This is a genomic window from Sphingomonas sanguinis, assembly GCF_019297835.1.
GTDB lineage: Bacteria > Pseudomonadota > Alphaproteobacteria > Sphingomonadales > Sphingomonadaceae > Sphingomonas > Sphingomonas sanguinis_D.
The window spans coordinates 2395106-2420913 of record NZ_CP079203.1 but is presented as its reverse complement, the minus strand read 5'-3'; the positions used below and the strand labels follow the sequence as shown (position 1 = coordinate 2420913).

General features: G+C 63.2%; 25 protein-coding genes. 5 read left to right on the top strand and 20 right to left on the bottom strand.

The window, feature by feature from the left end; all coding sequences use genetic code 11:
* The first annotated feature begins 345 nt into the window (after positions 1 to 345).
* The 3 genes from tnpA to tnpC all read left to right on the top strand — a co-directional run bounded on the left by tnpA (position 346) and on the right by tnpC (position 2679).
* Positions 346 to 720, top strand: a complete 375-nt coding sequence (tnpA, locus tag KV697_RS11300) for an IS66-like element accessory protein TnpA (RefSeq protein ID WP_219018270.1) — start codon at positions 346 to 348, stop codon at positions 718 to 720.
* A gap of 50 nt (positions 721 to 770) precedes the next feature.
* Positions 771 to 1064, top strand: coding sequence for an IS66 family insertion sequence element accessory protein TnpB (gene tnpB / locus KV697_RS11295; protein ID WP_374011412.1), 294 nt, complete (start codon positions 771 to 773; stop codon positions 1062 to 1064).
* Between the two features lie 61 nt (positions 1065 to 1125).
* Positions 1126 to 2679, top strand: a complete 1554-nt coding sequence (gene tnpC / locus KV697_RS11290; RefSeq protein ID WP_257575282.1) for an IS66 family transposase — start codon at positions 1126 to 1128, stop codon at positions 2677 to 2679.
* Positions 2680 to 2801: 122 nt separating this feature from the next.
* On the opposite strand, the gene KV697_RS11285 is transcribed toward tnpC, so the two are convergent.
* The 10 genes from KV697_RS11285 to KV697_RS11240 all read right to left on the bottom strand — a co-directional run bounded on the left by KV697_RS11285 (position 2802) and on the right by KV697_RS11240 (position 13237).
* Entirely contained in the window at positions 2802 to 3458 is a 657-nt protein-coding gene (locus KV697_RS11285; RefSeq protein ID WP_219018268.1) for an NUDIX domain-containing protein, read from the bottom strand.
* The gene (locus KV697_RS11280) at positions 3442 to 4560 is read right to left on the bottom strand and encodes a thiamine-phosphate kinase (RefSeq protein WP_219018267.1); all 1119 of its coding nucleotides are present in this window, start codon (positions 4558 to 4560) and stop codon (positions 3442 to 3444) included. The genes KV697_RS11285 and KV697_RS11280 overlap by 17 nt, the downstream gene beginning before the upstream one ends.
* Complete coding sequence (locus tag KV697_RS11275; RefSeq protein ID WP_219018266.1) at positions 4557 to 5840, bottom strand: hypothetical protein; 1284 nt, start codon at positions 5838 to 5840, stop codon at positions 4557 to 4559. Before KV697_RS11275 ends, KV697_RS11280 begins: the two co-directional genes overlap by 4 nt.
* Positions 5841 to 5846: 6 nt before the next feature.
* Positions 5847 to 6215, bottom strand: coding sequence for a hypothetical protein (locus KV697_RS11270; protein WP_219018265.1), 369 nt, complete (start codon positions 6213 to 6215; stop codon positions 5847 to 5849).
* A gap of 215 nt (positions 6216 to 6430) precedes the next feature.
* A complete protein-coding gene (locus KV697_RS11265) occupies positions 6431 to 7021 on the bottom strand; it encodes a dCTP deaminase (RefSeq protein WP_219018264.1) in 591 nt (196 codons plus the stop codon).
* On the bottom strand, positions 7011 to 7538 hold the full coding sequence (locus KV697_RS11260) for an HIT family protein (RefSeq protein ID WP_257575278.1): 528 nt from the start codon (positions 7536 to 7538) through the stop codon (positions 7011 to 7013). Before KV697_RS11260 ends, KV697_RS11265 begins: the two co-directional genes overlap by 11 nt.
* Before the next feature lie 433 nt (positions 7539 to 7971).
* Positions 7972 to 8937 carry a hypothetical protein gene (locus KV697_RS11255; RefSeq protein ID WP_219018262.1) on the bottom strand — a complete coding sequence of 322 codons (966 nt, stop codon included), beginning with the start codon at positions 8935 to 8937 and terminating at the stop codon, positions 7972 to 7974.
* 4 nt (positions 8938 to 8941) lie between these two features.
* A complete protein-coding gene (locus KV697_RS11250) occupies positions 8942 to 11059 on the bottom strand; it encodes an ORC-CDC6 family AAA ATPase (RefSeq protein WP_219018261.1) in 2118 nt (705 codons plus the stop codon).
* Complete coding sequence (locus KV697_RS11245; RefSeq protein ID WP_219018260.1) at positions 11017 to 11991, bottom strand: phosphoribosyltransferase-like protein; 975 nt, start codon at positions 11989 to 11991, stop codon at positions 11017 to 11019. Before KV697_RS11245 ends, KV697_RS11250 begins: the two co-directional genes overlap by 43 nt.
* The gene (locus KV697_RS11240; RefSeq protein WP_219018259.1) at positions 11984 to 13237 is read right to left on the bottom strand and encodes a hypothetical protein; all 1254 of its coding nucleotides are present in this window, start codon (positions 13235 to 13237) and stop codon (positions 11984 to 11986) included. Before KV697_RS11240 ends, KV697_RS11245 begins: the two co-directional genes overlap by 8 nt.
* Positions 13238 to 13436: 199 nt before the next feature.
* Between KV697_RS11240 and KV697_RS11235 the strand changes: the two genes are divergently transcribed.
* Positions 13437 to 13598, top strand: a complete 162-nt coding sequence (locus KV697_RS11235; protein ID WP_219021528.1) for a hypothetical protein — start codon at positions 13437 to 13439, stop codon at positions 13596 to 13598.
* Positions 13599 to 13683: 85 nt separating this feature from the next.
* The gene (locus tag KV697_RS11230) at positions 13684 to 16161 is read left to right on the top strand and encodes an NACHT domain-containing protein (RefSeq protein ID WP_219018258.1); all 2478 of its coding nucleotides are present in this window, start codon (positions 13684 to 13686) and stop codon (positions 16159 to 16161) included.
* 860 nt (positions 16162 to 17021) lie between these two features.
* Here the strand turns inward: KV697_RS11230 and rlxS are convergent.
* The 10 genes from rlxS to KV697_RS11180 all read right to left on the bottom strand — a co-directional run bounded on the left by rlxS (position 17022) and on the right by KV697_RS11180 (position 25743).
* Complete coding sequence (rlxS, locus tag KV697_RS11225) at positions 17022 to 18986, bottom strand: relaxase/mobilization nuclease RlxS (RefSeq protein ID WP_374011358.1); 1965 nt, start codon at positions 18984 to 18986, stop codon at positions 17022 to 17024.
* Between the two features lie 573 nt (positions 18987 to 19559).
* Positions 19560 to 20171 (bottom strand): lytic transglycosylase domain-containing protein, encoded by a 612-nt coding sequence (locus KV697_RS11220; RefSeq protein ID WP_219018256.1) that lies wholly within the window; start codon positions 20169 to 20171, stop codon positions 19560 to 19562.
* Complete coding sequence (locus tag KV697_RS11215) at positions 20159 to 20740, bottom strand: S26 family signal peptidase (RefSeq protein ID WP_219018255.1); 582 nt, start codon at positions 20738 to 20740, stop codon at positions 20159 to 20161. Before KV697_RS11215 ends, KV697_RS11220 begins: the two co-directional genes overlap by 13 nt.
* Complete coding sequence (locus KV697_RS11210; protein WP_219018254.1) at positions 20737 to 20967, bottom strand: helix-turn-helix domain-containing protein; 231 nt, start codon at positions 20965 to 20967, stop codon at positions 20737 to 20739. Before KV697_RS11210 ends, KV697_RS11215 begins: the two co-directional genes overlap by 4 nt.
* A gap of 127 nt (positions 20968 to 21094) precedes the next feature.
* Positions 21095 to 21394 (bottom strand): DUF736 domain-containing protein, encoded by a 300-nt coding sequence (locus tag KV697_RS11205; RefSeq protein WP_219018253.1) that lies wholly within the window; start codon positions 21392 to 21394, stop codon positions 21095 to 21097.
* Positions 21395 to 22211: 817 nt separating this feature from the next.
* Positions 22212 to 22616: a DUF2958 domain-containing protein gene (locus KV697_RS11200; protein WP_219018252.1), complete on the bottom strand. Its 405-nt coding sequence runs from the start codon at positions 22614 to 22616 to the stop codon at positions 22212 to 22214.
* The gene (locus tag KV697_RS11195) at positions 22613 to 23569 is read right to left on the bottom strand and encodes an ArdC family protein (RefSeq protein ID WP_219018251.1); all 957 of its coding nucleotides are present in this window, start codon (positions 23567 to 23569) and stop codon (positions 22613 to 22615) included. Before KV697_RS11195 ends, KV697_RS11200 begins: the two co-directional genes overlap by 4 nt.
* Positions 23570 to 23932: 363 nt before the next feature.
* Complete coding sequence (locus tag KV697_RS11190; RefSeq protein WP_219018250.1) at positions 23933 to 24832, bottom strand: HEPN domain-containing protein; 900 nt, start codon at positions 24830 to 24832, stop codon at positions 23933 to 23935.
* Between the two features lie 55 nt (positions 24833 to 24887).
* Entirely contained in the window at positions 24888 to 25571 is a 684-nt protein-coding gene (locus KV697_RS11185; protein WP_219018249.1) for a DNA -binding domain-containing protein, read from the bottom strand.
* Positions 25474 to 25743 (bottom strand): transcriptional regulator domain-containing protein, encoded by a 270-nt coding sequence (locus tag KV697_RS11180; RefSeq protein WP_219018248.1) that lies wholly within the window; start codon positions 25741 to 25743, stop codon positions 25474 to 25476. Before KV697_RS11180 ends, KV697_RS11185 begins: the two co-directional genes overlap by 98 nt.
* Positions 25744 to 25808: the final 65 nt, after the last annotated feature.

Sequence of the window (25808 nt, the reverse complement as noted above, 5' to 3'; positions counted from 1 at the left end):
GTGCCCAGACGGGGCGGCGGTTGCAGCGCGTGTGACACGCGGCGGACAGCACAGCTGGTCAGTCGTCGACAATGAGGCGATGTGGACGTTCCTGGCAGGCCATCGGCGCTAAACGGAACCTCGGCAGCTTGGACCCACAACTGGTCATTCGCGCGATCTTCGTCGCTTCCCAACTTCAGACGTTCGTTCATGTACGGTTCGGAATCCGTGCGGCGAGCGTCAAGTAAGCGTGGTCAGCAGGCCGCCTTGCGGTAGCGCCGGTAGCCGGGATGCTTGCCGCCTTTGACGAGGGCGCGGGCGGTGCAGGAAGTTATCGGTTCTACGACCAGTCATACGAGCACTCGTATGACTGGTCGGATAGAGGTGGTCGGCCGGGTATCAGGCCGGCGTCGATGGTCGGACACGGAGAAGCTGGAGATTTTGGCCGAGGCATTCCGGCCGGGGGTTCGGGTCTGCGATGTCATCGCGCATCGCGAGGTATCGAGCAGCCTGATCTACACATGGCGCAAGCAGCTGCGCGAAGGCAAGCTGGCCGGGGCGATGCCGTCGCTGCCGGTATTTGCCGAGGTGAAGGTGGCGGAACTGACGCCGCCAGCACCGCAGCCGGTGGCAGGTTCGTCAGGGCTCATCCACATCGAGCTGCCGGGCGGCGTGCGGGTAAGCGTCGACGCAGGTGTGGATGCAGGGGCGCTGGCACGGGTGCTGTCGGTGCTGCGGTGAACCCGGTGCCGTTGCCGACGCGGGTGTTCCTCGCGTGCGGCGTGACCGACATGCGCAAGGGGTTCGATGGCCTGGCGGTGCTGGTGCAGCAGGTGCTGGTGCAGAACCCGCATTCGGGTGCGCTGTTCGCGTTCCGCGGCAAGCGGGGGCATCTGGTCAAGCTGCTGTGGTTCGACGGCCAGGGACTTTGCTTGTTTTCCAAGCGGCTCGACCGTGGCCGCTTCGTCTGGCCGGTGACCGCGACCGGCACGGTGGTGCTGACGCCGGCGCAATTGTCGATGCTGCTGGAGGGCATCGACTGGCGCCGCCCCGAGCGAACGTTCACGCCGACGCTGGTGGGGTGAGAACGGCAGTTTTTCGGCACTTTCCCTCGCTTGTTGACCTGCAATCTGCTATGGAAACGGGGTGTCGGAAGCGCCCGTTTCCCCTGCCGATGCCTCCGCGCGGATCGCCGCGCTGGAGGCCTCGCTCGCCCGGGCCAATGCCGCACTCGCCGCCCGCGACCTGCTCATCGATACTCTGCGCGGACAGATCGCCCGGCTGCGGCGGATGCAGTTCGGTGCCTCGTCCGAGAAGCTGGGACGCGAAATCGAGCAGCTCGAGCTGGCGCTGGAGGAACTCGAGACCGAGCGCGATGCGCCTGGGCCTGAAATGGTTGAACGTGGCGTGGCGGTTCGGCCGGTGCCCGTCCGCAGTCTGCCCGGACATCTGCCGCGCGAGGAGGTCGTCCATGAGCCGGCGTCAGGTGCCTGCACCTGCCCGGACTGTGGCGGTGCATTGCGCGCGCTCGGCTCGGACGCGCACGAGATGCTCGACATCGTGCCGGTGCGCTGGCGCGTCGTGCGCAACGTCCGCCCCAAATACAGTTGCCGGGTATGCGAGAAGATCGTCCAGGCTCCCGCCCCGGTCAGCGCCGTGGCGCGTGGCAAGGCCAGCTTCGCGACGCTGGCGCATGTCGTCGTCTCGAAGTTCGACCACCATTTGCCGCTATACCGCCAGGCCGAGATGATGGCCGCGCAGGGTCTCGACATCGACCGCTCGACGCTAGCGGGCTGGACCGGACAGGCTGCGGCACTCCTCGATCCCATCGTCAACCGCATCCGTGACGAAGTCCTCAAGGCCGACAAGATCCATGCCGATGACACGCCCGTGCCGGTGCTCGACCCCGGCCGGGGCAAGACCGCGACCGGGCGGTTATGGGTGTACGCGGCCGACGACCAGGCGGCCGGCAGCACGGCACCGCGCGCGACCTGGTATCGCTTCACGCCAGACCGTACGGCCGCGCACCCGCTGGCCGATTTCGCGGGGTTTCGTGGCTTCCTCCAGGCCGATGCCTATGCCGGCTATGACGGGCTGTACCGCAGCGGCGTCACCGAGGTCGCCTGCTGGGCACATTTCCGGCGCAAGGTCTTCGATCTGCACGAGCGGTCGCCCACGCCGCTGACCACCGACATCCTCGAGCGGATCGGCGCGCTCTATGCCGTCGAGGCCGAGGTCCGCGGCCAACCACCCGACGTGCGATGTCGAGCCCGACAGGAGAAGAGTCGGCCGCTGGTCGACGCCTTGCGCGAGGTGCTCGACGCCGCCTTGCGTCGGCTGTCGTCCAGGTCCGACATGGCAAAGGCCATCGCCTATGGCACCAAGCGCTGGCCGGCACTGTCGCGCTTCCTCGACGATGGTCGCCTGGAGATAGATAACAATATCGCTGAACGTGCGCTACGCGGTGTCGCGGTCGGGCGCCGCAACTGGCTGTTCGCCGGCTCGCGCGCAGGTGGCGAGCGCGCCGCGGCCATCTACACCGTCATCCAGACCTGCAAGGCCAACGGCGTCGACCCGCAGGCCTATATCGCCGACGTCATCGCCAAAGTCGCGGCAGACTGGCCTGCCAGCCGATGGGACGAACTCATGCCCTGGAACTGGATGTCGCCGGCAGATCAGCCGATTGCGCAGGCAGCATAATCTGCGGCCTCCACATCACGCTTACAATCCGTCAGCGCGGGCCGAGCAGTCGTAAGCCGTCCCAAAAACGATCCTTCCATGCGAACGAAAGGATCGCGTCATTAAGCCGTGAGTTGAAACACCTAGGTAAGCAGTTCAGAGCGACCGACTTCCGCCAGTTCGCCTTCGAGCCACGGCAAAAGCATCGCGGACCAGGTCTCGAGCATTCCAGCATTTTGTAGAAGGTCGGACAGCGAAACTAGCTCGACCTCGCCCACCGCGTCCTCGACCTCACGATCGGGAAGCCCGCTAATGTCCCAGATCCCGATCAGTCCGATATGAACCCTGCCGACCGCCGTCTCGTTGTCGACCAGCAGCCCGACCCAACGACGACGCTCACACGTCACCTCGCCGAGTTCTTCCTGCAGTTCGCGCTCCGCTGCTTGCTCGACGGTGCCAAGCAACTGGAAGCTATCGCCCGAGGTTTTCGAGTCGACGAGATCCACATGTCCGCCGAGCCCGATTGACATGCGGCCATGCAACCTCGTCTCACCGCCCGCGGGCGTGCGCGTGTACCGCACGACGCGATCACCGATACGCAGGACAATGTACGGAATGATCTGCCGGTAGTCCTCGCGCTCTTCGAGCACACGACGGGGGCCAAACCACACACCAGCCTGCTCCAAGAATCCGATCGCAGCACCATGGTCCATTGGAACAAAGCCCGTCGTCCCAAGCTCGGGCGGAAGGCCGTCCGCATCAGTTGCAAGTATCAGACGGAGTTCAGGGCTGACGCTCATCAGCGCTCCTTTGCACGAGTATGGGAGTGGACAGGATGTAATCGAGGTGCCCCTGAAGGCCCGCGTTAAATCCGCGGTCTACGAAGTTCTCATTTCTGACGGGCGTGACAGCGTATTCACAGCCATCGAGGACTGCGTCCATCACGCCCGGCTCGGCGGTGACCCAGCCGAGCGGTCGCCAGTCTAATGAATGCTGGCTGCAAATGCGCTCGAACTCGGCAGCGCGCTCGCGCTCGACGATGACGACGACAGACCAGTCGCCCCAAGTAAAGAACAGGTTCCAAACGCTAGCGACGCGCGGCAAGGCTGCCGCGCTTCTCACTTCTTGCCGCAGAAGATCGTCGTGCAATTCCAGGTCGAACCCGCAACGCGAGGCCCTCCCGATGTTCTCGATGGCCCCAAGCAGACCATCCGAAGTGTCTGAGGCCGCTAGGACGAGGTCGTGCTCAGCGAGCAGCCGCATCGCCTCGATCTGCGGCTTGGGGAGCCTTAGACGATCATCTTTCGGTGACGGCACCGACGAGCCTGCGCTGGCGCGCTCCTCTTCAGCCGCCAGCAGATAGCGCGACATAAACGATCCTGCCGGCCCTACGACCGCCAGCCGGTCGCCAGGTCGGGCGCCTGCGCGACCGATCCTGCGTACGCCTCCCAGCGTGCCGACACCAAAGACGCGTGCGGCAAGCTCGGGACCGTGTCTCAGGTCCCCGCCACCGTTCCGGAACCCGAACTCCCCCATCGCATGGAAGTAGCCACGCATGAAGCGCTCGAGAATGTCGACCTGGAGATCCGCCGGGGCATCGATGCAATTGGTAAGAAAAAGTGGCTTGGCACCGGCGGAGGCGATGTCGCTCGCCGTTGCAACGACGGCGAGCCAACCCGATGCTTCCCAGTCGTCGCGGTAGGCCGCAAGGCTGCGGACGAGTGGACGTGGCCCCACATCGGCAGTGACTGCCAGCGTCTCGTTGCCCGCCTCGATGAACGCGCAATCGTCACCAACCTGCGTAAGGCCGTCAGCCGACATCGCGAGTGGTAGCATGATTTTCTCGAGGAGTCCGAACTCACCGACGTCGACAAGTCTCCTCGTGGCACTCACCGTGCTCATGCAGCTATATCCGACGGCACGATGGTCTCAAGCTCTCTGGCAAGCTGTAGTACCGTTGCGACCAACGCAGGCTGGTTGCGCGCACTGTCGAGGTGAACAAGCAGACCATAACCGACCAGGAATAGCGGGACGAGGTACTCGTGGTCCCAGTCTCCCACGATCGCCCGCCCGCGCGCTTTCTTCCAGATAACGTCGCGAATGATGCGGGCACGCGCGCGCACAGATTCCGGCAACCCATCGACGTCGTCAGCGTCCCTTAGGAAGCCAGCGAGCTGGAGGATAGCTTTCTCGGAAATCTGCGACGGAAGGGTTGTCCCGCGAAGGTTAAGATCGAGAAGGACGTAGTCGAGGATAATATGTCGATCGACGGCGGCCCAGCCGAAGTCGATGATCTGAACCGCGTCGTACGCCCCTAGGACGATGTTCTTCGGATGGAGGTCGCCATGCACCGCGCCGAGAAAACCGGTAAACCGCATACCTCGGTCAATAATTTTACGAACGATCAAGCTCGGATTCGGCCAAGACGAACCAAACATTGATGTCGTTACATCATCCCCAAATAGGGACGAAGGGATATATTTGACGCTCGTGCTATCATCGAGTGTCGTCTTGCGGAGATACCAATCGTACTGAGAGGCGTAGTCAATGTCCGAAGCCGGAAGCTCGGCACGTCCAGCTCGATGCGCAGGCTCGATGGCGTCCAGGGCCTGCGCCACAAGAACCGATATCTTCTCCCAATCTGAAGGCGCACCCGGTGAGAGTTCAGTCTTGTTGTCGAGAAGACGCCAAAGATCGCGCACTTGAACCTCATTCCGGCTACCGCCTTCAGCCAGTTCAGATAAAGACTGGAATGGCGCAAGCAGGATCGCGTGGTCACCGTCTCCCTCGTCGAGGTGCAGAGGGAAGGCAAACTTGTTTCTTTGCAGAGTGCTCAGTGCTGGCCATGCGTCAGCCCCCTTTTTCTCTTCGCGCAGCTTTGCAGGCGACCCGATCTTGACCACCAGCGGCTGGGATGCGGCTAGTCTCGCTTTCACCGCAGTCTTGTGGCTGTAGTAGGCCACATAGACCCCTGCGCCGCTCGCCCCCGCTGGCGCGCCGATCCGATCAAGCGGCAGAACCACGATCTCGACATCAGTCAGCGGAACGCGGTCCGCCGAGACTGCGGCAGGCCAGATACCGGATATCTTGTCAGAACCGTAAAAGCGCTCAAGCGCGCCTTTGACGGCGGCCTCGGCCTTCGGGTGCATCATCTCCGAGACGAGCACGGCTTCACCTAGCATCGTCGTTCAATCCCGCCATGGCAGCGTATGCGCGAAGTTCAACTCGTTCCCCCTGTTCATGATCCACAGGCCGTCGTCAATGGGAAGCGCCGCGGCGCGCACGCGAGCTGGATCGACCGAAATCATCGCCGGAACAGATTCTCCGGAATCGTCAAAAATGGTGATCGACCCACCGTCGCGTACCAGTACGCGCATCACATGCTGCGCGGAGCGGTCGGATGCGACCGTGCCCATCAGCACGTTATAGTCGATACCGAGTCCGACGACCGCTCCACGTGACATCGCGTCATCGAGCACTTCCGTCCAGAGTTCCTCGACGATTGTCTTGAAAGGTACGCGCCGCAGACGCAGCGGCGTATCGAGCTCGCGGCACATGCGGTTAACTTCTCGCTCCGCGTCGGCGCCACGGATACCAGCTGGGTGCGACGCGTCTGCCAGCGCAAGACCTAGCGGGTTCGACTGATCGGCTCTAACGCGCACCCCCAAAATGCTAGGTATCGCCTCGGGATACGGACAGTCGACACCCAATTGCACCAGCGCAGCATGAACGAACGCTGGTACGCAGCATTGGGGAGGCCATATCCTAGGGGTCACGCCGCATTATCCGCATCCGGGCAGAGAACTGCGCTCCACTCCTCGAACAGGAGAGGTTCGGTCAGCGGATCGCTACCCTCATAGATGCTTCGCGGCGGGCTGGCTTCGCCCTGCGTCGCGATCTCGATGAGGCGAAGATGGGCGACCGGCACCCCAGCATGCAGCTCGAGCGGTCGCGAGTTGTGGTTGTACAGTTCCAAGGTAAGCATTGAGGCTGTTGCCCCGCCAAAGCCCGGATTAATAAAGTCAGCGCCACACGTAACGCCAAGCCCGAACCGCGCAACGTGCGAGAGTGGAGATATCTGACCAGCGATGTTGGCCGGAAGACGGATCCGCTCGAAGGTGCAGCCTAGGACTAAAGCTCCCGGATCGATGGTGAGGATGTTCGCATCCTCGGGAGCAGCCAGCGCCGTCCCGGCCGCTGACGGCGACCACATTCGCACCGCCGACTGTCCCGGCAACCAGCGGCGAAAGCGGCGGCCAAGCCGCAGCACGTAGCTGGCGCCCCTGAGTTGAACTTCCGAATACGGATCTATTCCAACCGCGCCTGACACGATGCTCTCGGCGATGGCCGCCCTAGACAGCATCTGCCACGCCTTCTGCGAGAACCCGCACCAGCGATTCCTCAACCGGTGGATAGCTTCGCCAGTCCCATGGCGTCTCGAGCGCGAAGAACTCTGCGATCCGGCGACGGAAGAACTGCGACGGAAATTCGCCAGGCTGCGTGGTCAGGTCGCGGGTCAACACGCGCCGCCCGTCACCAATGAGCAGGTAGTGGGAGGATCCGCGAAGCGCCCGCCAAGCGGTGGCCAGATCGGCGACCTCTGCCGCTGACTCGGGGAACAGTTCTGCAGGCGTCACCCCCCAAGGCAACGGGACTATATGGAGATGGGCATGGTGGATGCCGCAGCCACCGCCACTCACCGAGGTGGCGCCGTGCTCGAATACGATAGGCCTTCCCAGCCTGGAGCAGCGGGCAACCATTTCGTCCGCCAGTTCCAGCATCTCGGCGCGCGCGTCGTCGTCCATCCCCGCACAGGTTTCTTCGTGCTCTATGGGGATGATCAAGAAGCTTCCCTCAAGCATCTGCCCGATGGTCGGCACCGCTACGAACCTGTCCGACCGTGCCACGACCCGGTGGGCGGCGACGCCTCGGTAAGACGACCGGAACCGGGACGGCCCGTCCGTCTGAAACTCGGCGCAAAACTCGCACGCTATCATAGGGCCTCCTCACTATTCCGCGGAACCCTATAACGGCGTTGCTGCCGTGGCGCCAACGCCGCAAATTCACACGTTGATGGCGAACGCGAGCTGGTCCGGTATGCCGGGGCAGCCGCGCTGGACCTCTTAATACTGGTGCCCCTCCCAAGCATCCGTTAGCCGGGAAGCGAATGACCGGTTGCGAGGTGAGCAGACCTTCAAGTCTCAAATGCGGAATGGCCTCGAATGGTCGGAAATCGACAACTTACGGAGTGACAGGTTTCCGAAAACCTTCCGCAAGAGCTGCCGAACTGGTAGCCTGAGTCCGGTAGTATCATCAAAGCTCAACGCGATAAAGCCAAGCACGTGCTAAACCGGTTCCAGTTTTTGGGGAATATCCCTCGCTAAAAGGGAAAACGATGCGAGCGCCAAGCCGCTCGCCCTCGAAGATATGGTAGAGAGCGAAGCCGAGTGCCTGTGCCTTTGTGCCAAGCGGGCAAAGCATCACGCTGGTACTGTGATGTTGAGCCAATCTCTGCTCGACGATCTCGCCTAGCACTGACGCGGTGCCAAAAGGATCATTGGCGGGGGCAAATGATCGATGCGTTTCGGAGAAGTTAGGGTCGCCGAGCTCGTCGGCTGCCCGACGCGATCTCAGTACGCTCTCTTGATACATATCGGCTCGCAGCGACGGGAGGCCGAATACTTGGTGTTTCTCGGCCTTGTCCTTGTTCTCAGCGACCGCGGCAAGCAGGCGATCATCGTACCCCATTCCAACAATTAGAAAGTCTTGGCCACCACGCAAGCTAGAAGCTCCCTCGAAACCACGTACAGGGCGCACCTCGAGTATTGACCCTGTTGAGAACGGTGTTTTTTCTTTGAGAGCGTAGTGTTTAGGCTCCGCATACAGCATGTCGAAAACGCGAACACCGAGGCGCTTCAAGTAGAGCGTAATGAGCATTAAATGAGGTCGGAGCAACCCGGTGATGTCTATGCATAGCCGCGTTGACCCGGCGTTTAATTTACCACTTGCGAGCAGACCATCTATCAGGGCCTTGCAGTAGGTCGCCTCGTCCAAGTTCGCGGATGCAAATTTTTGGGTATCTGGCAACTCAGCCTGAGAAAGACCGTATTCCTCGTGAATCAACCAAACTTTCTCGGTCGCCTGGATGCGCTCGTATACCTCGACGGTTCGTTCGCCGAGGTTGAACGCGGACAGGAACAGATCATAGGTGTCGGGCACCTGCCAGCCTCGGCTGCCAAAGATTTCCTGGCGCAGATAAAGTCCGTAGTCGTGTGTCATGGGCTCAGTCGCGGAAAAGATCGTGTTGGCTGGCAGCCAAGTGGCTCTTGCCGAAGTCCTTGGGCGAGCGCGCACGCTCGAACGGAGCATTCATTCGGCTCGCCCAATCAGCCTTCACCATTTGGAAGGCTCCATCCATCTCTGGATCGAAGATCGCATCCATCTCCGCTTCGCTTAGTGGCTTGATTCCCCTTCGTCCTGTTGGGAGGCCCCACTTAGGCACCAACATTCTGTTCAGCTGGAACTTGCCTGTAACCTGCTCGGAATTGCGCTCAGACTGCCCTCCAAGTATCTCGACAAGAAATGAGTAATCAAGAGCGAGCCGCAGGTTCTTTCGCGAGGTTTCGGATCCGACCCGAGCACTTACGCTGAAGCCGATGAGTGAGCATTCGATGGGATTGTCCGCAAACCTGTTGATTCGAAAGAGCTCCGCCAGTCGGTCAATGGCTATGAGGATAGCCTGTCCCTCACCACCAGCCTTCCTCATGTTGTTATAGAACCAATCTGCTGCGGCAAGCGCGCCTTTGCTTTCGGCATCAAGACTGATGCTACCTGACTCGAATGGGCGTTCGCCTTGAAAGGTAGCCCAGTCGAACGTCTGCTTCAGTAACGTAATTAGAGCCCTAGGTTGCCCCTCGGACATGCGTGTGAACTCGTCGAGGCCGCCGTAGTTATATCTGATGGAGGCATCTCGAAACATTTGTGCGATTAGATCCGACTTGTAGTGGTCAAGCTTCTGCCGATACCGTCCGGCGCCCCCGGAACTGACAAAGGCATTGCAGTCAGACCTGACCGACGTTGCCGCCTGTGCGAGGTCCAAGCCCTTCGCCCACGCATTGTAAATGAGGAAGGTGTTGAGTTTCTCAAGTAAAGGAGCATCGGGAACGGCGATTGCGTTCATGATTCCGGTGATATCTTCGTCGTTTCGAACCCCGTCGATCCCACCGCTTGGAAGCCGCGCTGTCAGTGCGTTCCGCAGATGCGCCATATGCGGCCTCTCTAAAGACGGCGCACCCTTGACCAGTCTTATGAAAAGCGGATCGAAGGGGTCGCGCTTTGGCTCCTCGAACCAGTCTGTCAGACGACGCCTCCGGCCTGCCAGTCCCGTAGACGATTGAGGCCAAAAATTTTGAAGCCGGCGCTCGACTAGTTGGGTCACCAAGTCTCTATAAGTTTTCTCGTTGTGCCGGAACCTGAGATCCAATCGCAATTCCTCAAACTCGGAATCTCTAATGTTTTCCTCACCCGCGCTCATCGTTGCGTGGGTCTTGATCCCGAACTGTCGCGCACCGATTTTGAGAGTGGCTGGCCCTCGTCGATCGCGCACAAGGGTGTTGACATGCCTCTGCTGGGACTCCGTTAGGTTCTCAAGCTCGTCCAGTTGATAGGCAAAGAGGAAGTCTCCCAGATTATCGTAGCAGTTTCGAAAGGCTTGAGGAATTCCAAATATTAGCCTGCCGCGGCTAGCTGTAACGTTTGGTACCAGCTCACCCGTAAATGCGGCGTTGTTGACTTGGTAGTCGAGCTCACGCCTGCGTTGCTCGAATTGGTCAACCAAGCATCCAATCCTACTTGCAGTAGGTAAATCAAAGTCGAAAAGCTGGCAGACCGCCGCACATAGCGTCGGCTCAATTTTATCTTTTTCACCGCCTTCTAACAGATCATCAATGGCCGCGAGCACTGCTATCCCGAGCGAAAGCTCAAGATAATAGGAAAAGACCTCTAGCCAAGCTTCCTCAGACTGGCCCTTGCCCTGGAAGCGGCCGGTCTCAAGCCCACTACACAGCGTGTATATACCCACATACCCATCAACCTGCGCGCCGGCGAGCGGAGTCAGCCTATCCCTTTCGAACCGCTTCTTCTGTAAGGCGAAGGAGGCGTAGCGCATGAGGTGCGTTTTACCGCTGCCCTTGCTGCCCAAGATGAACGTTGGCATTGGCGATGCGAACCTACCAGCACCGAACAAGGAGTCCGGACTATCAGGCGGGGCGATGTCGACCCAAAGTTCCTGGATTTGGTCGTCGCTTAGATCGTTGGCCTTCGTAAGGCTAAACGGGTTATTTGGTGCCCCACTAGACATTACCATGAAACCTTCGGGTATCTGCGGAAGATCGGTCGCCAAGGCCGTGACCCGCCATGGTCTGACCAAAATATTGGTAGACTGTTATCCGGCGTATTATGGGCGAAGCCAATGTAGAGCTGGCCATTGTCCCAACCCAGCGGGTGCGCGGGCATCAGTTCACGTCCATAGCGCCGACAGGTGGCCTCCGTCGGCACCCTGAGTGGGGAGATCTTCGGCTCGACATAAAGGCGGGAATTTGTTGCGAAGGCCCGGAATGTCGTATCGAGCTCTACCACGGGGTAGACTTCGTCGAACGCCGAATGCGTGCGTAGATGTTCGATCCCATCGGAAAGCCCAAAAAGCGGATAGTAGTAGGTTTTCGTCGCAGGACTTATAATCTTGAGCGGCTTAACTATCCGATTGGAATAGTCTAAACCTTGGTGCCCTGAGCCACACAGGTCGTCGATGAAGACGTAGCGGGTGATGTTAGGGTCTTGAATATTCAGGCCGCCTCCTGACCCGACGGCTGATAGATCAAATATATCTGAACCATGCAGGAAGAGGTTTTTCGGTAGCGCATTCTCCTGCCGAAAGTAATAGAAAAGGAGCGCGCTACTCTCCGACGGGTTGCCAAGCGACACGAAGCGCGTACGCCGGAGTTCGGCGTCGACCATGCTGCCAACCAAGCCTAACGTGATCGAGGGGTGCAGACCTAAGCGCACCTCTTTGGCGACCTGCGGGCGGAATGTGTCGCGAAATAGAGAGCGGAGCAGGGCTCGGATCTCGTTCACCCCGAAATACATAAAGTTGGAAAGAAGCCGGAGTGCCTGGAGTTGCTCATCGGCGTCAGGATCATCGTGCTCCTCGAACTGGTTGAGCCAGTCGAGCACTTGGGGCCAGTCCGCTCTTCGCTCCCAGATGGAACTGTGCAGGGTCTTAATCTTCCCCTGCAACTCGTCAGCCACGGCATCATGGCGCGGACCGCTACGCATCAGTGCGCACTCTCTTCAAAAGGAAGACGGACTCCTGCTGAATCAGACCTGCGGTGCGGTTGCGCTTCGTCATTAGGCCCCGCGAATCTATCGAGTCGAGGAGATGTAGCTGGGTGGAGAAGCCAAGCTCTTCAGCGATCTTTTGCAAGAAGAACGGCGTTGGAAATTCGAGGCCGCAGACTAAATTCGGTCCGACCACGAGGACTAGACTACCGTCGTGTCTCATGACGCGTGAAAGCTCAGACAAGGCGTCTCGCATCTCGAGCAGGTAGCGCTGCGCGATGCGTGCACGAAGCGGGTTACGCGTGAGAATCTCTTCCAAGAGGGAGTCGGCTTCCACCACGCCCGTCCCCAAAGGCTCAAGTGCTTCGTCGGCGGCGAGGTGTTCGCGCCCAATCGACTGCCGTTCGATCGGACGCAGCTTGCAAGCTGGGGTTAGGCCGAGCCATCCGAGTGACAGGCTAGACGCTCGCACATATTTTTGGGCCCCAACATAAGGCGGTGATGTGATAGCAAGACTCACCGAGGCGTCTGCGAGTCCGAGCGACCGCGCATCGGAGAAAATTTCAGGCCTATCGGCCGCGAATCGCTGTCCCAGCTCGGAACAACGCTGAATGTTTTGGCTGGCGATGCTCCAGAACAACGCTCCTACGTCGATCTCGGCGAGCCGCGCTAAGCGACGAATGACCTCGTCGCCCTTCGCTCCATACTTCGCGCTTCGGTCCGGGTTGATTTTGACTGGGACCGACAGCCTGGGATCAGCGTAGCTGACACGCCTTACCGTTGCTGAAAAGCTCACGTCAAACACCGGCCGAAGAGTTTCGGACACGCTGCGCTGGATGGCCGTCTTCAACTTTCCCAAGGAATCGGAAATTCTATCCGAGAACCAGTAGTTGCGATTTACGACATCAGGGATGTCCGGCGAGGCCGAAGGATAGGTCGCCATTACCTCTTCGAGTTGTCGTCGCGCGACCTCTCGATCCAACGGCGTGAGCTTCGCCCTCGTAACCAACCGTGCCAATGGATTTGAGTCCGAGCCCACGGGACGCAGACCGGCCAGTGCCCCTTCGTACAAAACCGTCCCGGAGCCGCAGAACGGATCCAATAGCGCGCTGCCCGCCACAGTTGGTAAAGCTGCAAGAAAAAACTGTGGGATGTGTATGAGCAGCTTCGCGGGGTACGGATGAATCGCGTGGGCGCTCTTGCTCGTGCCGCCATCCGAACTGATAAGTTGTCGGAAGTTCACCTCGACGGCTGATCCCTCGGAACTGAAGCGCGCGATTAGGTCAAGCAGACTGCTCTCAGCCGCCCCCCTCCGCTCTCGCTGCCTCGCACTCATCGCCATGAACTTGCCATTCTCCCGCAAGGGATAAACGTCGAGGCGATTAAGGCAACTATTCGATGATTTTTTTGGCGGCGGCTAGCGGAGTCCGCAACGGCCGCCATTGATCTGGCGCCGCTATGTCGAAAAAGCCATCATCGGTGTGGTCCGCGGTTCGGTCTGGTTCAACCATCGCCGGCTGCTGGAACCCATCGGCAACATCCCGCCTGCCGAAGCCAAAGAGCAATATTATGCTGCCGCGAACATCATCGATATGGCAGCGTAACTCACAACTCATGGCCTCCGGCAAACCCGGGGCGGTTCAAACCGCCGAGCTTGGTTCGGCCTGAGCGCGAACCTATAATGCGATCATGGGGACGAAGAACACGACGGCAAAGGGCAATGCGTTCCGCGACGCGCTGGAGAAGGTGCTGAGCGCGGCGGGCTTTACGACCGCGACTGAGAAGAAGGTCGGTCACAAGAACGTCGACGTGTCCGCCGTCTGGACACGTGACGCGATCACAGGCGTGCAGCGCTTCGCGTTCGAGGCGAAGGACTACGACGGCACGCTGCCGGCGAAGGAATGCAGCGAGTTCGCGACCGATCATCTGCCATATTTGCAGACGGGCGAGCTCGATCAGGCGTGGCTCATATCCAAGGGACCGATCGCGCCAGGCGGCCGGGAGGTCGAAAAGCTGCACCGCAACCTTCAGGTGATGACCTTCACCGAACTTCAGCGCCGGCTGCTATTGATAGACTCCTACCTCAAGGATCTCGTCGACCAATATGACCGCTCGCAGCTCGCCAGCTATTACGTGCGGCCGGAGACCACCGACCACGTCGACCTCGAACGGCATGTGGCGCAGTGGCTCGAAGCCGTCGATGCGCCGCCGCTCTTCGTCCTAGGCGCCTACGGCAAAGGTAAATCGACCTTCGCGACCCATCTAGCCGCTGGCATGGCCAGGCGTGCGCTGCAGGACCCCACCGCGCGGGCGCCGATCCTGGTCAGACTGGGAGAGATCGCCGATGAGCAGTCGATCGACGGCCTGCTGGGCAAGGTCCTCGCCAGTCAGCACCGCGTCACCAACTATCACTTCGAGACCTTCCAAGCGCTCAACCGTAACGGTCGCTTCCTCGTCATCTACGACGGCTTCGACGAGATGAAGCACGGCCTTACGCCCGCCAAGTTCCAGCAGGTGCTGACCGAACTGATGCGGCTGGACGAGGGCGACGCGCGTATCTTGGTGCTCGGCCGGGACACCGCCTTCCACGACGAGGACGAGTTCCGCGCGATCGTCGATGGCATTCAACGCACCGGCGCGGGCCGCGAGATCGTCGCCCCGGGCAGGCGAGCATATCGACACGTTGAGATACGCGGCTTCACTGCTGAGGAGGCCCGGACCTTCGTCGAGAGATACTTACCCGTCAGGGCGCAGGCTGAGCGGAATGGCCCAGCCACGGACCCGCAATGGATTCAGCAGCGGGTGACGGAACTAAGCACCGGCCGCTTCGACCGACTACTCGAGCGCCCCGTCCACGCGCAGATGCTCTGCGAGATCGCCATCCAGCCCGACCAGCTGCGGGCGGACATGTCAGTCTACGAACTTTTCGACAGCTTCGTCCACCTGCTCATCCACCGCGAGTTGGAGAAGCGAGGTCGCGATCCATCGTTCCCGCTCGACGTCCGGCGTCGGTTCAACGCCCATCTCGCCTGGTGGCTGTGGGAGAAGGGCGGAACTTCGACGACCACGCTTGCCGACATCCCACAGTCGATATGCGACGCGGCCGCCCGCGACCTGAGCCACTCGCTAAGCCGCGACGAGATGCGCAGGGAACTCATCCAAGGCTGCCTCGTCGAGAAAGGTGTCAGCACGATCTACTTCCACCGTTCACTGCAGGAATTCCTCGCCGCCGAGCATCTTATCGATACGGACCTGCTGAAAGGAGCTGGCTCCTCGAACTGGCTTCGCGAGGTGACTGCCGCCGTGACCCCGGAGGTGATCGACTTCGTCGTCGCGGGCGCGAACGTCTCCCAAGAGCGGAGGAACCGCGCGATCGGCTGGCTGCGGCAACTCGGGGAGGCACCGGCCGACCGCATCGAGCTGCTCGGCTTCGACCTCTTCACGCAGCTCGCCCGATCGATGAATGTCTCGATCAAGAACCCGATGGATTCGCCGTGGCTGATCTGGCTCGCGTTCTTCCAACGGACTGGTGCCAAGGACTTCGCCTTCAGGGGTCAGAACACCTTCTTGGTGCTCGCCGATCTTCTGGCGGCGGCGAGAGGTGCATCGAGAGAGGCGCAGGCGGCGGCGATCTACTTGCTCTGCCGTGTGCTGTTCCATCGCGTGGAGAACCAAGACTTCGGCTTGGCACTCGCCGCCATGGTCCCCGTCGGTAGGCTGGTGGAGGCGGTTGAGAACGCGCGCGCCAAGAAGTCAGAGAAGCAGATCGTCCTGCACGGCGAGGACTTCATGCTCTGGTCGCTTCTGCGGGCGTTGCGGGTAGGCTGGACAGAAGACGATACCCAGAGGCTCACCATCGATCTGATCCGATTGCACCACGACGCGATGACCGTCTTGCCCTTCGGTTTCGGTCAGGACGCTGGCGGCGACATCAAGACCGTCACACTTCCCGTGCAGGCGCTCTACCGGGCGATGTCCCAGATGAAACCGCCGGTAAGCGAACGCGGCATCGACGGGATACGCCCCTTCTTTAACGACGGCGACGTGAGGAAACTGATCGCGCCCGTCGAGGTCGAGCACCGCCGTCCTGCGATCCAAGTGGCCGCACCGAAGCCAGCTGACCGCCCGACGCTGCGCGTCCGTGGCAAGGGGACCTCCGATGCTTAGCCACGCGCGCTTACATCGCCGATCGGAGACGTAACGGTAGCCCTTGCGTCACCGCTTCCCCGTTGGCTGGCTATCACCTCGCGGGCGCAGTCGAGTATCTCGGCTACAGTTGACGAGGCGTGCCACCGACCGCTTCGAAACGAATGGCAGCTTTTGGTAACAGCGGAGCTTGCATCAAGTGACTGGAACTGGGGCGCATAGCTGCTGTAGTGTTCCAGATGAACGAACGGTCGGTAGCGCTACGGCGTTGCCCAAAACCGGCCATTCCGCTTTCCACCAGAGTTCCGACCTCCCTGTTGGCGGCCCAAAATTGAAGGCAGCGCACACGGTCGTCCATTTGGCATATTCCGACCGCGGGCCGTGATCATGGCGAGCGACAACGACTGTCGAGATCAGACGCTAAGAACGATGGGCAACACCTTGGTCAATTCCGGCGCGCCATCAAACACGGCAAAGCGCACCGGATAGTCGCGATAGTTGCCGACGTCACCAGCGCGTCGCAAAATCTCCAAGGTGCGTGGGACTGACGATACGCTTCACACGGGCGGGATGATCACCGGGAATGGTGCAGCTACCGTCCGGATTTCGCTTCGGTGCCGGCAGCCCCCCAATGATACATATCCTGGGGGTCTCCGCATTTTTCACCTAGGATATGTAACACATTACGGCATCGACCCAGCGCCAGCTTTTGATAGACCTGCTCAAGCGACAGATCGTTCGCGTGTTCGAGCTGCGCAACGCGGGCGTCCATCCTCCGACCATCTCGCCAGCAGTAGCCGATGGCGAGCTCGTCCGGATTGCGGGGGCTGGGAACTAGTCGGGCCTTCATATGCGCGCACCCTGCAGGCGCCAATCTAAAATCAGCTGATCGTCGGACCTGATCGTCCTCGCCCGAACTGCCAACTGATGCCGTCCGCTCGCATGATCCCCGAGGTGGCCTTGCCGATGTTGCGCTCCAGCACATCGCGCCATGGTACGAGTGTAAAATCCCGCGACCGTTCGACGACGGCGTAGCTTCCGCTTTCCAGGTCAACGCGACGCGCGATCACGCCCTCGATGCGGTCCCCGTTTTGCGCCGGTTCGAACGGCTTGCCGAACTGCTGGGCGAGCCGGCCGCCGGCATCGCGCATCTCACGCCGGCCAAGCTCATCCAGCGCGCCATTGCGCAGCTGGAATTCCCGGCCTTCGCCCGTCGCCAATTGCTGCTCGATCAGCCACTGCCTCCGCGCGGCCATCGCTGTCCGTACCTCTCGCCCGAAGCCCGCATCGCGCACTGGGGCGCCGATGCCGGTCGCTAGCTCGCTATCGAGCCACGTCGGCGCTTGGACCGTGGAGAGGTCGCCGACTTGCCGTGACGACAATATCGACAGCGTAACCGGATGATCGCGCTGCTGCCGCTGCGCGAACGCTTCGGCGCGGGCGAGATGATCGCCGGGGATGATCCAGCTGCCGTCCGCCAAACGATCCGGTCCGCCGCCCGCGCGGCGCATCGCTTCGAGCCGCCGCACATGGCTAGTCGCAAACGCTTCGCTCGCACCGGGATCGTAGCGCAGGTGCAGGTCGATCGAGTAGCGCCCGCCATTGGCGCGGGCGACGGCATCGACCGTGCGATCCGCCTGGCTTGCCGCGGCCTTGGTCGGCTCGATCCGCACTGTGGCGCCCTCGGGCACCGATGGCGTCGCGTCGCTGCGCCCGATTTCGACATAATGGACACGACCATCGATGCCATCGATCATCATGTAATGGCGATCACGATGCTCATCGGAAAAGCCGCGTTGGATCACGCGTCCGACGAGCGGTTCGCGTAACTCCGTGGCGACCACCTGCTCGACCCCGGCGCGGTCGAGCCGGCGGGCGGTCAGTTCGCGCTGCATGAGCCGGACGATGTCGCCGCGCTCGCCCATCCGGCGCAGCGTATCCTCCATCTCCTCGGCGAGCCGGTAGCGGCCACCACCCAGGTACTCGGCCAGATCCATAGCCTTGAGCTTGCGCAACCGCCCGGCCGCGATCGACTGCTGGAAGGGATCATTGTCGGCCGGCGACACGATGCGATCGGCATCTATCCGGCGCAGCAGCCGCCGGTCGATCGCGGTAAGTCGTTCCTGGTCGACATCGTGGCGCAGGCGATCCTCGATCTCGCGATCGGTGCGCGGCCCTAGGTCGAGCGTCACCAGCTCGGACGCGCGCTCGCGCAGCCCATGGGATATATACTCGCGCGCGATGACCAGATTGTCGCCGCGATCGTCGACGCCGCGCAGCACGATATGGGTGTGCGGGCGCTCGGTGTTGAAGTGGTCGACCGCGACCCAGTCGAGCTTCGTGCCGAGGTCCTGCTCGACCTGCGTCATCAGCCGCCGGACATAGGGCTTGAGGTCGGGATATTCGGTGCCGTCCTCGGCCGAGACGATGAAGCGGAACTGATGCCGGTCGCCGGCGGTGCGCCTGAGGAAATCGTCGCCGTCGGCGCGATCGGTCTCGGGACCGTAGAGCTCGCCCGGCAACCCCTCGCGCGTGACGCCATCGCGCTGGATGTAGCGCATGTGCGCGCGGGCGGCTTGGCCGCCTTTCCCGCGAAGCCGGATCAAACTCGCCTTCACCACCGCCCGCCGCACGCGCATGCCTGTAAATCGATCGCGGCTCGAAAGCAGCCGGCCGACGCTCGCGCCACGCCCGATCCGGCTGCCGTCGAAGCGTCGCGCCTTCACACCCGTCTTCGTGCCGGCGAGCCGCGCCGCTGCAAGGATGCGCCCGCCATATTTCGCCTCGCGCTTGCCGTCCTTGCTCCGGCTCTTGCCCAGCTTGGGCTTGAAATCATCGTCAGGCATCGAAATGCCCCGAAGTCTCGCGATTTCGGGCCGGAAATGACGGATTTCCGCCATTTCTCGCGCGACAGTCTCGCAACCAAAGGCTGATGTCTCTTAAAAAAAGGATGTGCAGACAATCGCTTATGCAGGGTCGCGAGACACTGCCTTTATCTTGTTTCCCCTTCCTCCCTTCCTCCGCATCCCCAAGGCTCGAAAATGGGGCAGAACTGACGCTGAGCCGCCGCCATCTATCCCCGCTAGAGAGCTCCGGTTGAGAGTGCCCCGAGCGTGGTATCGAGCGCCCGGCCCAGCGTTCCTTGCCGCACGTATTCCAGCGGAATGCCGCTTCGCCGGCCCCCGGAAACCGGTGCGCCAATGCCTCGCCGACACCGTGTCCGTACGGACATTCCACCCAAGCGCGCGATGCGTACGTCTCGCGGTCCGACGCCGCACCTGCGCCCTCGACCATGTTCATGACGACCTTCCGGGTGATCATCCTCACCATCGGGAACGGCATCGGCAGGGTGGCCGAGCAGCTATAAGGAGGGCGGCGGAGTATCGCGCCGTGAAGCGAATATGGGAGGCTCATCACGCTCAATCAGCCTTCGACAGCGCGACGAAGATAGACGATTCGACAGCCGATTTTTCGTTACCCGGATCGACCACTCGCACATCCCTTCGCACCGCGAACAGCGATGGCGGCGGGGCTAACTGTATCGGCACCGGTACCCGGCCGGACGGCGGCGGCGCGACCCTGGCGAGATAGGCCGCCGTCTCGATGGGCAGGCGAGCATGCCCCGCGAGATAATTGGCATAGCGCCCCGGGCCGGCATTATAGGCCGCGAACAAGCCGGGATAGCCAAATCGATCGTACATCAGCCGCAGGTAGAGCGTGCCGGCGAGGATGTTGTCGCGCGGGTCGTCGGGATTGTCGCCGAGGCCAAGCCGGGCGCGCATGTCGGCCCAAGTGCTGGGCATCAATTGCATCAGGCCCATGGCACCCGCCGAGGAGCGAATCGCGCGCCCGTCGAGCATCGTCCGCCCACCGCTCTCGGCCTGCATGACGCGCTCGATCCAAGCCGTCGGCACCCCGAAACGGTTGGAGGCCTCGACGATGTAGGGACGCCAGTCGGCGACTGTTTCCGCCTGCACCGGCCCGGCATGGAAAGCCGACGCGGCAGTGATCCAGAGCCTCACCGTGCCCATAGCAGCCGCGCCTTGCCAACAATGTCGACGCCTTCGGTCACCCCGAAGTAGCGTCCGTCGAACGATGCGGGCGCGTCCATCAGGAGGAAGCGCTGGTCCCCGCGCAGCCGCCGACATCCCGACCAATGCGGCAACGAGCGCCCCGCGCGATCAACGTCCAGTCGCTTAGTAACCGGCTGCCCGTTGACGAAAACTTGGTGTCCCAGCGCGCAGACGTCGTCGCCAGCTACTGCTGCGACCCGCTTCACCAGCGGCACGTTCAGGGGCACGTAGCGGCGCGTGGCAGCGAGCCGCCGATAGGGCTCGGGCAGCCGGGCGACCACCATGTCGCCGGGCTCTGCCGCGGTGCCCGGGGCGACCGCATAGAGGCCGATCGGCGCGCTGGCACTCGCGTTCCAGACGAGGCGGGGGGCGGGGGGCAGCGCGACGGTCAACAGCAGGGCGGCGACCCCGACCGCGCCGATGCCGATCCGCCGGACCCGGCGACGATGCCTTGCCTTGGCGGCGCGCAGCGTGTCGCCCCAGTCGAGCAGCGGCGTGCCGGTGATGCCGGTTCGACGCGCGCTCATCGTTCGAAATCCCGCCCGGCATGATCGCGGCTCCAGCCGTCGAGGTCGTCTATATGATATTGGACGAAGCGGCTGTGGCGGCGATAGACCGGCCCCTTGCCGGCGCGACGCAGGCGCTTCAGCTGTCGGGCCGACAGCTTGAGATAGGCAGCGGCCTGGTCGGTGTTGAGGAAGGGCGAACCACGCCTAGCGCGGTTCGCGCGGGCAATCTCGTCGTCGAGGTCCATGCTTCCGGTGTCCTTCGCAAATCGGCGACCCGGGATCGGTCGCCTGGGACCCCAGGACTGCGGGAACCGGCCTTGAGGCGGGAGTGTCGGAAACCGCACAGGCGGTCTTCGACACCCCCTGGGTTGGTCAGCGGGACCAGATGAGCTTCCACTCCGCGCCGTCGCCCTGCACCAGCTGTGCGTAGATGGGTGCGGGCAGCGAGGGATCGTCGATCTTGAGGCTGAGATACTCGGTCCCGCTCTCGCGCGCGGCCTTGGTCCAGGCCGCGCCGATCTCGATCGCACCGGCGTGGATGCGGTGGTCGGGCGCGCGGTCGTTGTCGCGTTCGCAGGGGCGGATCGTCGCCTTGGTGTTGAGCGTCAGGGTGCGGATGGTGCCTGCGAAGACGCCGTTGTCGTCGCGGACGAAGCTGCCGATCTGTGCCATGTCACTGTCTCCTTGCTCGCGAGCGCCGCCCTCTTGCGGCCTCGACAGGCGGTCGACCGGCAGGCGCGCGACGACGCGCACCGAAGGCCGAAACGGACGTGGAGGACGGCGCAGCCGTTGCGCGGGAACAGGAGCGGGCCTGCCAGACCCGCCGTCGGCGAGGCCGTGGGAGGACGGCTCTTGCTTGGGAGACTTGGACACCGAACAGATCGGGAGCGCCGTGATGACCGATGCCGGATTCGCCAGCCGGCCAGTTCCCCATGGGCGTGATCCCGGGCTTGGATCCTGCCGCCGATAGACCGATTACCAAGCGCGGCCACCCCTTGTCCGGCAGCGGTTCGACGGCTGGAAATGAAGGCCATAGGCGGTGAGGAGAGCGACCGCCCAATTGGCCTGATCGACCTGCGTGAGCCGCGATCCTCCCGAGTGGTGACATCCCGACGGGCGGGGGAATGCGGTTCAGGTACGTCAGCGCCGGGTGCCGTGCCACCGCCCGCCGTTGCCATGTATGCCGAGCGGGTCGAGTTGATTGTTGTGGCGATGGCCCCGTTAATACTCGCCGCAGACATCGACGCTCGCGAGGCAGCACGTCCTCGTCCGCATCGATAAGCTGTCATTTTGTCGATGGCGGGTATCGCAACCAAACTCGATTACTGCACTTTCGACAGCGCGCCGCCGCCCCCGCAGCGGGGCGGCGGCGCGCGAACTTTCTCCAGCCCCGGTCGCCGTGGTCGCGTCAGCGCGTCGCGAGGCAATCCCTCGCCTAGCGCGGTATTGGGGAGCCGGTGCGATGGCGACCGGCTCCCCTTCGTACGCGTTATCCGTCCTCCGGTTCGGCGGGTGGCGTCCGCCGCAACAGGACCTCCGCCCAGATGATCGACCCGGCGCTTCGCGCCGTCGCCGCCCAGACCGAGAGCGGTGCGAGGCCTTCGAAGCCGATGTCGCGCTCGATACCGAGCCCGTAGGGCAAGCGGAGAGAGGCGAGTTCGCGCAGCGAGAAGGCACCGAGTTCGGGACAGCCGAAGCCGAGATCGGCGAGGCCGAACAGCGTGTCGCCATCCTCCCAGAGTTCGGTCGCCAGCCATGTTCCGGCGCCGAGCGGATTAAACAGCTTCACCACTGGCACGGGGGCCGGCTCCGCCTCACCGGCACGCGCGGCGGCGCGGCGGGCCAGGTCGTTGGCACGCAAGGCGAAGCGCAGGTCGGGGGTCAGGAGGGTCATGCCGCCGCCCTCCGGGCTTGTGCCTCGGCATGCCGGGCGAGCAGCCAGTCGGCGGCGCGCGACGCGGCACCAGCGGCGCGGAAGATGGCGCGGTTGTCTTCGCGCAAAACGGCGAGCCACGCGGCGATATAATCGGCATGGCGGACGGTCGGCACGATGCCGAGTGCGGCGCAGAGAAAGGCCGATCCCATCTCGGCGACCAGTTCCTCGCGGGCATAGCCGGGCGTCCCGAAGGCGCTGGACAGGTCACGGCCCAGGCGCGCGGGATGACCGGTCGCGTGCGTCAGTTCGTGGAGGCAGGTTCGGTAGTAATTGACCTGGTCGAAGAAGGCCGGCTGCGGCGGCACGACGACGAAATCCTGCGACGGCGCATAATAGGCCTTGTCGCCCCCGACCCGGAACGCGACGCCGGAGGCAGCGATGACCTCCTCGGCGACCGGCACGATCTCGCGCTCGGGCAAGGGCACCGGATCCGCGGCGAGATCGGCGGGCAGCCCCTCGCATTGCGCGGCGTTGAAGACGGTGAAGCGCTTGAGGAACGGGACCGCGCGGGCGTCGCCACCCTCGGCAAGCGCGCGTTCCTTCTCCGCCTCGGGCACGAAGCGATCGGCATAGACGACGGTGGCGCCAACCTCGCCCTTGCGGACATGACCGCCCGCCGCCAGCGCCTGCCGGAAGGTCAGCCAGCCCTGCGACGGATAGCCCTTGGCGATGACCTCGCCCCAGAGGATCAGGATATTGATCCCCGAATAGGGCCGGCCGGTCAGCGCGTTGCGCGGCAGGCCGGGACCGACACTCGACCCGTCCGTTCCCCATGGCCGAACCCAGGGCAATTGCCCCGCCTCCAGGTCGGCGATGATCCGCCCCGTCACCTCGTCATAGAGCGATGCGCGATCCTCGCGCGGCTCCCGGCGCTCTCCCGAAACACGACGTTCATGGGTGTTCCTGTGCATGTCCCGATCTCCTTTCCCCGCCCAGCATGGCCCCCGGACAGCGGGGGGTGGACGGCGACGAGCGACCGGAAGGCCCGGTTCGAGCGGGCGGCGGCACCGAAGGGCGCAAGGCACTGGAGCACCCGCAAGCCTTGCGGGTTGCCGCCGGTCGCGCCGGGCCTAGGAGGGCGCGCCGGCCACTCCCGCTGACCGGGGAGGCCCAGACCACGCCGCCGCCGCACAAGCGGCGACCGCACCCTCGCGCCAGTGATCGACGCCGAATGGCCGAGACGCAGCCGCGGCTCGGCGGCGTGCCGCGAGAGCACGACCGGGTGCGCCAGCGCCCGGGGCGCCGACTGCTAAAATTCCTTGGACATCAACAGATCAGCCCGAGGCGAGCCGTGCCTCGCACGCATCCTTGACCAGCTGCTGGAGCAGCGCCACGCGCTCAGCCAACCATTCGAGCTCGGCGGGCGTCACCTTGTAGTGGGGCGAATAGCGGGCGTTGACATAGGCTTGGCGGAGCAGCTCGAAGCAGCGCTGGGCAAAGCGCGTATCGCGTGGCCAGACGGCGATGAGCTCGTGGACCAGCGGCTCGGCCTGGCTGCGCAGGAAGTTCAGCTTGTGCGACTTGGGGCTGTACAGCGTCAGGGTCAGCAACAGGCAATGGTAGAAGCGTTCGGCTGCTTGGTGGAGCAAGAATGCTGCATCGGCGTGATCGCCTTCGCTGATATAGAACTTTGCACCCTTGAGCGCTGTCTGGCCTTTCGGAAACCACTGGTCGAAATGTTTCCGCGCCTCCGCCAGCGCAGCCTTGGGCTCAAGCGGCTGGGGCGTGACGAACGGATAGTCCTCGACCTCGTAGAGCGCGATGCCCTGCTCGATCGCGTCGATGAAGAAGGGCCGGCCCTGCGTCAGCTGGTTGTTCACGTCGGCGAGGCTGTGGACGATGAAGGTGACCGGCGCGCTGATACGCTTCGAGATCGTCACCTCGCGGACGAACTGGTCGTCGGCCTTGGCCCAGAACTCGGCCGGCTCGGTCAGCCGCTCGTCGCTGACGACGACGAGGATGTCATAGTCGGATTGGTAGCCGCCGATGGGATCATCGACCCAGTCGCCGCGTGCATACGATCCATAGAGGATGACCTTGAGGATGCGGCCCTGCCGGCGCCATTTCTGCGTCGACAGCGACGTCGCCTGCTCGAACTCGGCGAACAGCACTTCGACGATCCGGTCGAGATCGCGGCGCTTCTTGTCCGGCAGGTGTTCGGGGTCGCTTCGCATCGCGTGCCAATCTAGCCCGGGCAGGCGAAAATGGGAACCAAGCCGCCCGGCCGGCTCAGTCTTCCGGCCTGCGGATGTCGCATCCGTTCAACCGCCGGCCTCCACCACGCCGGCGCAGCAGGTCGCGATAGCCCCCGGCTGCCATGGCGCTCGCACCGGCCACGAGGCGGCGGACCTGCGAGTGTAGCGACCGTCCGGGGGCATGCCAGTCGCGCCGGGTGCGCGCCTCGCCGAACAGTACGGCGGCGATGTCCTGGTAGCTGGCGCCGCTCGCACGCGCATCGGCGACCCGCAGGAATTCGATCCAGCGCGACATGCGCCGGTCGGGGGGAAAGAGCGTCGCGGCGAAGCGGCCGGCGCGGCACAGGGTGACGAGCCGCCTGAGCGGCAGCAGCTTGGGCTCAGCGGAGCATAGCCCGCGCACCCGGTACGCCAGGATGACGGTGCCGCCGGCCCTGAGGGTGCCGGCCTCGACATCGACGCGGATGCGATGCCAGCCATCGGACAGGACGGCATGCTCGCGTGCGTCCCGGCCCTCGACGACGGTCAGCCACGGCGCCAGCCGGTCGAGGTCGACCGCGTCGGGACCGGGGCCGGATGCCGGCGTGACGGTGACGGACAGCGTGCCGGGATCGAGCGCTTCATGCCACAGGATCCGTGCGGCGGGCGCGCCGATCCCCGGATCCTCGGCGAAAGTGCACCCCCCAGCGCTGCAGCGCGGCGGAGGACGGCACCGCACCGCGGGTCGCGGTGCTGGCGCGGGTGTACCAGGCGACATAGGCGGGATCGCGGCGCAGCCATTCCCACATCAGGCCGGCGCGATCGGTGCGGGCGAGCCGCCGATAGGGCGCCGGATCGCGCCAATCGACCGGATGCGGCCATTCAACCACGCCGCTGCGCGGCAGGGACATCCACCTGGCGAGCGTTCGCGGTCGCTTCGGATGGATATCGGTTTTGGCCCGGTGCGTGGCTGTGA